Below are 7,875 nucleotides of genomic sequence, written 5' to 3' on the forward strand. Positions count from 1 at the left end.
AATGGACTGGTTATCTGGCCAGTATAGTAGCGTAATGCAACCCTGCACAGCCCTGACAACGATCAGGAAAAGGACTCGCCAAAGACAAAGACCAGTTGGCACACACCGGCCACCAGACCCAGGAAGGCGCCCACCAGGATCAGTTTGATCTCGTCTTCCTGGAAGCACGGGCGCAGCAGATCCTGGAATTCTTCCGAAGACAGGGCATTCATCCGCTCCACCATGATGGACTCCACCGCCCGGGCACGGTCTCGCTCGAACACGGGGTTGTTGAAGGAACTCTGGGATATCGCGATGGCTTTTTCGCCCACCTGGTTTTTCAGGGTGGCAAAGCCGGTGGGGCCGAATGCCATCTGGGTCAGGGCCTTGCCCATGCCTGCGGTTTCATCCACCAGCGGTTTGATGTGTTTTTTTACCATGTTGCGGGCGCGGTCACCTTTGGGCCCTTCGAGGATGGCGTTGATGATGTTGCCCACGGTCAGTATCTCGTGGGTCACGATATGACAGAAGGATTCCGCCACTTCCGGCTGGCGCTTGAGGAACAGGCCCTGGATTCGCAGCGGGCCGACCTTGTGTTCGTGCAGGGGCCGGAAGATCACATTCAGTGCAATCCAGTTGGTGGCCCAGCCCACAAGGAGCCCGAACAGAGGCAACACCCAGATGGCCGGGTACAGGTACCACACGCCCATCTGGATGATGCCGAACAGAAAGCCGAAGTAGAGGCCGGAATTGATGATGAAGCGGAACTCCACGTCGCCACACTCCAGAAATATCCGGTTGAGCAGCTTTTTATCCCGGGCCAGGCGTTCGATGACCATGCCTTTGATGTCGAGCAGGTCTTCAATGTTGTCTGAGATGTCTTCGACCAGGTTGTCGACCAGTTGTGGGGTGGATTTGCGTACCCGGTCGTAGACCATTTTGCGGGCCGAGGCCGGCAGGTTTTCCCAGAAGGTGGGGTATTCCCGCAGCATAAGTTCGTCGACATATTCTTCAATGCGCGGATCGACGGTGTAGATGATGTGGGCGGCCAGGACTTTGGGGTCGATCTGTTCGAAGATTTCCTGAACGGTACCGATTTTGGCGATGGTGGCATCCACGCTTTTGGCGGCCATTTTGCGGGCTTTGGAGGGGATAATGCCCTGCCAGCCCAGAAGCGGCGGCTTGCCGATGAACTCCAGAGGGTAGAAGGTCATTTTGATGGCGAGCCAGTTGGTGCTCCAGCCGATGAGGGCGGCGATCACGGGGATGCTGAGGTATTGCCAAAATTCCGGATTGGTAAGTAGGTTTATCATCCTGGGCTCTTAATTGTTTTCTTGGGTGCAGGCGCCCATCCAAGGTGGCATTCCCGCCCACTTTTTGTCAGACAAGATAATGTTGTTCACTGACAGCTCTGTCAATGACTGGGATGCCAGGACGTGACGCCATGAATAGTCACCCGCCTGTCTCAGGCGCCGATATCCCCCCAGAGCCACTGACACAGGGCGATGGCGGCAACGGGTGCAGTTTCGGTGCGCAGTACCCGGGGGCCCAGGGCAACGGGCAGAAAACCGTTGTCCTCGGCCAGGGCAATTTCTTCAGCGGTCAGGCCGCCTTCGGGGCCGATCATCAGGGCGATGCTGGAGGGCTTTTCGAGGGTGTTCAGGGACCGTTCGGTGCGATGGTGTAGCACCAGGCGCAAGTCACAGGCCCGGGCGTGTTCCAGCCACTGTTGCACGGTCATAACCGGCTGTATGTCTGGAACCCGGGCACGGCCGCACTGTTCGGCGGCGCTGATGGCAACCTGTTGCCAGTGCCGAAGGCGTTTGTCTTCCCGGTCGCCTTTGAGTTTGACGTCGCAGCGTTCGGTGGTCAGCGGCACGATTTCGCTCACGCCCATTTCCACTGCTTTTTGTACGGCGTAGTCCATGCGGTCGCCCTTGGACAGGGTCTGTGCCAGTACTACTCTGAGGGGCGATTCTGTTTCGTTTTCAGCGGCTTCCTGGACTTCCACCTGCACGTGCTTTTTTCCGGCTTCGGTAATGGTGGCGCGGTAGTCCTGGCCGTCACCGTTGAAGAGCTGAAGTGCCTGGCCTGCCTGCATGCGCAGGACCCGGCCCACATGGTTGGCGGCGTTGTCGTCCAGCTGGCACTGGCCGCCGACAGCCAGGGGGCTGTCGGTGAAGATGCGCGGGATTCTCATGGCGGCGGTTCTCAGTCCTTGACCGCGATTTCGATGCCTTCGGTGGCCACCTGAGCCAGATGGCGAATCTGTTCTTCGGTGATCACGTAGGGCGGCATGAAGTACAGCACGTTACCCAGGGGGCGCAGCAAGGCCTGGCGGGTGAGTGAATGCTTATACACTCTGATGCCACGGCGCTCCTGCCAGGGGAACGGGGTTTTGCTGGCTTTGTCTTTAACCATTTCAATGGCCATGGTCATGCCGTGCTGGCGGATGTCGCCCACGTTCGGGTGGTCGGCCAGATGGGCAACGGACTCGGCCATACAGCGGGACAGCTGGCGGTTGTTTTCGATGACGTTCTCATCCCGGAAAATGTCGAGCGTGGCCAGGGCGACGGCGCAGCCGATGGGGTTGCCGGTGTAGCTGTGGCTGTGCAGGAAGGCGCGCATGGTTTCGTAGTCGTCGTAAAAGGCGTTGTAGACGGTGTCGGTGGTGAGCACCACGGACAACGGCAGGTAGCCTGCGGTCAGGCCTTTGGACAGGCACATGAAATCGGGGGTGATACCAGACTGTTCACAGGCGAACAGAGTACCGGTGCGGCCAAAGCCGACGGCAATTTCATCCGCGATCAGGTGCACCCCGTAACGGTCGCAGGCTTCCCGCAGTTTGGTGTGGTAAATCGGGTGGTGCATGCGCATGCCACCGGCGCACTGGATCAACGGCTCCACCACCACAGCGCAGATTTCGTCGTGTTTCTCGGCCAGCAGTTTGTCCATGGCCTCGAACTGGCGCAGGGCGTACTCTTCATCGGTTTCGCCCGGCTCTTTGTTGTAGGCGTCCGGTGAGGGGGCGGTCAGCACTTCCATCAGCAGCGGCTGGTAGGTGTCCTTGTACAGGGCCACGTCGCCCAGGGCCAGCGCGCCCAGGGTTTCGCCATGGTAGCTGTTGCTGAGGTTAACGAAGTTCTTCTTGCCCGGTTTGCCGTGGTTTTTCCAGTAGTGGTAACTCATCTTCAGAGCGGCTTCGATGGCCGAGGAACCATTGTCGGCATAGAAACACTTGTTCAGGCCTTCCGGCGTTACCTCGATCAGCCGCTCCGACAGATTAACCACTGGCTCATGACTGAATCCGGCCAGAATCACATGTTCGAGCTGGCCGATCTGTTCCTGAATGGCAGAGTTGATGCGCGGATTGGCGTGGCCGAACAGGTTAACCCACCAGGAGCTGACGGCGTCGATGTAGCGGTTGCCCTCAAAGTCCTCCAGCCAGACACCTTCGCCCCGTTTGATGGGGATCAGGGGCAGGGTCTCGTGGTCTTTCATCTGGGTGCACGGGTGCCACACGGATTTGAGATCCCGTGCGACCAGATCGGCATTGCGCATTGTTGTCTCCTGTCAGCTCCCGGACGGTTTTGTTCGGTTCGTTAAAATCCTCACATGATACTTGCCCGGGCCATCGCTTAACAGCGCCAGAATGTGAACCAATCGGTCTGGCTTGCTTGCCCGGTTTGCTTGCCCGCCCGGCCAATGTTGCCACGCCGGGCGACCGCAACAATAGGGGTAAGACAGGTTCGGAGGTAATCATGGAACTCAATCTGGAGCACCCCTACGAGCGGGGGCTTGATCAGGTGATCGAGCGTTTCTTCGATGAGGCGCACATACGTAACAAAAACGAGCAGTTGGGCGCCCGCAATCTCAGGGTGACCGAGCTGAAAAAGGACGAAATGTCGGCCAAACTGGTGATCGAGCGGGAAATGACCGCCTCGGCACCGGTGCCGGGTGTGCTTTCCGGTTTCCACCGGGAATGGAACCGGGTGCGGCAGGAAGAGCACTGGTTCCGCAAGGACGACGACGAGTGGCACTGCGAGTTTCGGGTGCGTATTGACGGCGTGCCGGCGAAGATCAAGGGCGCGATGCGGCTGTTGGGCAACGGCGACCGTTGTATCAACTACGTGAGCCTTTCGGTGCTGTGCGAGGTGCCGTTTCTGGGCCGGAAGATTGCGAAGTTTCTGGCGGATGACTCCCACGCCAAGATTGAACGTGAGTATGACGTCATCCGCCAGTTGCTTTAAACGCGAGGGTCAGTGAGCCAGTACCCGGGACAGGAATGCCTGGGTGCGCTCATTCTGAGGGTTATCGAACACCTCGTCGGGTTTGCCTTCCTCGACAATCTGGCCTTCGTGAATGTAGATCACCCGGTCGGCCACCTCGCGGGCGAAGCCCATTTCATGGGTGACGACCATCATGGTCATACCTTCTCGGGCCAGCTCCCGCATGACATCCAGCACTTCCCCGATCATTTCCGGGTCCAGCGCTGACGTGGGTTCGTCGAACAGCATCAGCCTGGGTTCCATGGCCAGAGCCCGGGCGATGGCCACCCGCTGTTGCTGGCCGCCGGATAGCTGGCTGGGGTATTTATCGGCCTGGTTGCCGATGCCTACACGTTCCAGCAGGCGTTCGGCGGTGGCGTTGGCAACCACTTCGGCCGTTCTTTTCACCTTCATGGGCGCCAGCATGATGTTCTTTTTCACCGTCAGGTGCGGGAACAGGTTGAACTGCTGGAACACCATGCCCACTTCCTTGCGGATTTCCGCCAGGCTGTTCTGATTCCCGCCTTTCGGGGCCAGAGGGTGGTTATCCACCTCAAGCGACCCGGATTCGTATTCTTCCAGGCCATTCACGCAACGAATCAGGGTGGATTTGCCGGAGCCACTGGCGCCGATGATCACCACCACTTCGCCCTGTTCCACGGTCAGGTCGATATCCTTGAGGACATGCAGTTTGCCGAAGTATTTGTTCATGCCCTTCATTTTTACAATCTGTGTCATTGCTCGGGCTCCTTCAGGCAGACGCTACACCACGGCGCTCAAGCAGCCGCAGGATCAGTGACAGGGACAGCGTAATGGCCAGGTACATGATGGCCACCACAAAATACACCTCGAACGCGGTGAAGGTATTGGCAATGTACACCTGGCCCTGGCGTACCAGTTCGCCCACGCCGATGACCGAGAACAGTGAGGTGTCCTTGATGCTGACGATGGCCTGGTTGCCCAAGGGCGGAATCATGCGTCGGAAGGCCTGGGGCCAGACAATGTTCCAGAAAGTCTGGGAGCGTGACAGGCCCAGAGACAGACCGGCTTCGGTCTGGCCTTTGTCAATGGACTGCACGCCACCACGGACGACTTCGGAGATATAGGCACCGGAGTTTAGGGCGATCGCGGCAATACCGGCTGTCAGCGGGTCGATCGGGCCGCCAACCAGGTCGGGCAGGCCGTAGAAGATAAACAGCACCTGTACCAGGATGGGGGTGCCGCGGAAAATCTCGATGTAGGCAGTGGCGGGCCAGCGCAAGAACCAATTCTTGTTGATGCTGAGCAGGCCGAACACGATGCCCAGAACAAAACCGATGGCCAGGCCACCGAAGGAAATCATCAGGGTGTAGGGAATACCCTTGGCCAGGTAGGGAATGGAATTGATGGCCGCCTGCCAGTCAAACTGAAACTGGAATTCCACAGTGTGTTTCTCCGTTGGGTTGGGAGGAATCGGCCAGGGCATTGTGTGCCCCGGCCGGTTCGAGTGGCGGGTTATTTGTCTTCAGGCATGGGGCCGAACCATTTTTCATAAATGGTCTTGTAGGTGCCGTCTTCCTTGATTTCTGCCAGGGCCTCGTTAACCGGGCCGACCCATTTGCTGCCGTTCTTCAGGGCAATACCGTACTGCTGGCCTTCATACAGGGGGCCGACGGTCTTGACCTTGCCTTTGCCTCGGGTGCTGGCGAAGTAGCCAACGTTTGGGGCATCGTAGAAAACCGCATCAACGGCACCGGACATCAGCGCCATGTACATGTCGGAGCTGCCGGGGTACGGCGTTACACCGTCGTTGTCGTCCAGGCTCTTCATCAGGAAGTCATAGCTGGTGCTACCAATCTTGGTGCCCACTTTCATGCCTTCCAGGTCCGACATTTCATCAACGTCGCCGTTGTTCTGGCTCACCAGGATGCGCAGACCGGAATCGTAGTAAGGATCGGAGAAGTCGACGATTTCCTCGCGCTCATCGGTAATGGTGATGCCGGCGATGGCAATATCCACGTTGCCGGTTTGCAGGGCCGGGATAATGCCGTTGAAATCCATGGTGTTGAGGTCGTAATCAAAGCCTGCACGTTCGGCGACTTCGGCAATGATCTCCATATCGAAACCGATCATTTCTCCGGTTTCCTGGTCCATCATTTCAAACGGGACGAAGCTTGGGTCGGTGACCACGCGCAGGGTCTCTGCGCTGACTGAGGTTGCGGCTACAGACAGTGCCAGACCAGCACCCAGTGTTTTCAGCCATTTCGTGCTCATGCTTTCTCCTTTCTGTTTTTTTATGCCCCGTCTGCCCGGTAAGGCAGTCTGTGAAAGCACTCTTTGTGGCCGTGCATCACAGGGAGCGTTGATGGGGATGCATCAGATACAGTTTAGACTATGGAGACAGGATTTGCAGGAAATCAGGCGGTTATGAAAGGAAAGAGGGGCCGGAGCCCCTCTCTGTAGCGGTCGGGAAGGCGTGTCAGAACGCGATTTTCTCCCGGTCGCTGATGCCCAGATTCTTCCAGATGGAAAGGCTGGGTTCAGCCTGGTTCAGAGTATAGAAGTGCAACCCTGGAGCCCCGGCCTTGAGCAGTTTTTGGCACATTTCAGTGACCACTTCCTCACCGAACTTGCGGATGCTGTCGGTGTCGTCACCGTAGGCTTCCAACTGCTTGCGGATCCAGCGCGGGATCTCCGCGCCGCACATGTCCGAGAACCGCACCAGGCTGGAGAAGTTGACGATGGGCATGATGCCCGGCACCACCGGAATGGTGACACCCATCTGCTCCAGACGGTCGATGAAGTAGAAGTAGCTGTCGGCATTAAAGAAGTACTGGGTGATGGCGCTGTTGGCACCGGCCTGTACTTTCCGTGCGAAGTTCTTCAGGTCATCTTCGGCGTTGCGGGCCTGAGGGTGAAACTCCGGGTAAGCGGCCACTTCCAGATTGAAGTGATCGCCGCTGTGCTGCCGGATAAATTCCACCAGTTCGTTGGCGTAACGCAGTTCACCGGAAGCGCCCATGCCCGATGGCATATCGCCACGCAGGGCAACGATCCGGTTGATGCCGTTCTCTTTATACACATCCAGCAGCTCACCGATTTCTTCCCGGGTACCGCCCACGCAGGAGAGGTGCGGTGCCGTGGAGATGCCCTGCTGGTGCAGGTTCAGCACCGTCTCGATGGTGCGGTCCCGGGTGGAACCGCCCGCTCCGAAGGTGACCGAGAAGAAATCCGGGTTCACCTCGGCCAGCTGGTTACGCACCGCTTGCAGCTTCTCCTTGCCCTGATCGGTCTTGGGCGGGAAAAACTCGAAACTGAAGCGGCGTTTGAATTGCTTCTGGGATTCCATGTTTGTGTCCGATTAGTACCTGTAGCTTTCCGGCTTGTACGGGCCTTCGACCGGTACACCGATGTATTTCGCCTGGTCTGGAGTCATCTTGGTGATCACGCCACCAAAGCCTTCCACCATGGCGCGGGCCACTTCCTCGTCCAGCTGCTTGGGCAGAACCTGTACGTAAACGCCCTTGGCCTTGGAATCTTCCGGCAGGTCGGCAAACTTGCGCTCGAACAGATACATCTGCGCCAGCACCTGGTTGGCAAAGGAGCCGTCCATGATGCGGGACGGGTGACCGGTGGCGTTGCCCAGGTT

Annotated in this window: 9 protein-coding genes; 1 reads left to right on the plus strand and 8 read right to left on the minus strand. The window is 58.2% G+C overall.

Annotation, left to right across the window (positions count from 1 at the left end; translation table 11 throughout):
• Nucleotides 1–62: 62 nt before the first annotated feature.
• From B3Y70_RS04935 to B3Y70_RS04945, 3 genes are all read right to left on the minus strand, one after another.
• On the minus strand, nt 63–1,292 hold the full coding sequence (locus B3Y70_RS04935; protein ID WP_199452469.1) for a DUF445 domain-containing protein: 1,230 nt from the start codon (nt 1,290–1,292) through the stop codon (nt 63–65).
• A 152-nt stretch (nt 1,293–1,444) separates the two neighbouring features.
• The gene (locus tag B3Y70_RS04940) at nt 1,445–2,179 is read right to left on the minus strand and encodes a 16S rRNA (uracil(1498)-N(3))-methyltransferase (protein ID WP_273031055.1); all 735 of its coding nucleotides are present in this window, start codon (nt 2,177–2,179) and stop codon (nt 1,445–1,447) included.
• 11 nt (nt 2,180–2,190) lie between these two features.
• Nucleotides 2,191–3,540, minus strand: coding sequence for an adenosylmethionine--8-amino-7-oxononanoate transaminase (locus tag B3Y70_RS04945; protein ID WP_286896515.1), 1,350 nt, complete (start codon nt 3,538–3,540; stop codon nt 2,191–2,193).
• A 200-nt stretch (nt 3,541–3,740) separates the two neighbouring features.
• On the opposite strand from B3Y70_RS04945, the gene B3Y70_RS04950 reads away from it, so the two are divergent.
• Nucleotides 3,741–4,229 carry a DUF2505 domain-containing protein gene (locus tag B3Y70_RS04950; protein ID WP_011786490.1) on the plus strand — a complete coding sequence of 163 codons (489 nt, stop codon included), beginning with the start codon at nt 3,741–3,743 and terminating at the stop codon, nt 4,227–4,229.
• 9 nt (nt 4,230–4,238) lie between these two features.
• On the opposite strand, the gene B3Y70_RS04955 is transcribed toward B3Y70_RS04950, so the two are convergent.
• From B3Y70_RS04955 to B3Y70_RS04975, 5 genes are all read right to left on the minus strand, one after another.
• The gene (locus tag B3Y70_RS04955) at nt 4,239–4,985 is read right to left on the minus strand and encodes an amino acid ABC transporter ATP-binding protein (RefSeq protein ID WP_011786489.1); all 747 of its coding nucleotides are present in this window, start codon (nt 4,983–4,985) and stop codon (nt 4,239–4,241) included.
• A gap of 13 nt (nt 4,986–4,998) precedes the next feature.
• Nucleotides 4,999–5,712, minus strand: coding sequence for an amino acid ABC transporter permease (locus B3Y70_RS04960; protein WP_011786488.1), 714 nt, complete (start codon nt 5,710–5,712; stop codon nt 4,999–5,001).
• Nucleotides 5,713–5,741: 29 nt separating this feature from the next.
• The gene (locus tag B3Y70_RS04965; RefSeq protein ID WP_023008554.1) at nt 5,742–6,500 is read right to left on the minus strand and encodes a transporter substrate-binding domain-containing protein; all 759 of its coding nucleotides are present in this window, start codon (nt 6,498–6,500) and stop codon (nt 5,742–5,744) included.
• 205 nt (nt 6,501–6,705) lie between these two features.
• Nucleotides 6,706–7,575, minus strand: coding sequence for a methylenetetrahydrofolate reductase [NAD(P)H] (metF, locus tag B3Y70_RS04970; protein WP_199452466.1), 870 nt, complete (start codon nt 7,573–7,575; stop codon nt 6,706–6,708).
• A 12-nt stretch (nt 7,576–7,587) separates the two neighbouring features.
• Nucleotides 7,588–7,875: adenosylhomocysteinase (locus B3Y70_RS04975; RefSeq protein ID WP_288589284.1), on the minus strand; the 288-nt coding region annotated here is incomplete at its 5' end.

It is taken from the genome of Marinobacter sp. UBA5687 (assembly GCF_002420325.1).
GTDB classification, from domain to species: domain Bacteria; phylum Pseudomonadota; class Gammaproteobacteria; order Pseudomonadales; family Oleiphilaceae; genus Marinobacter; species Marinobacter nauticus.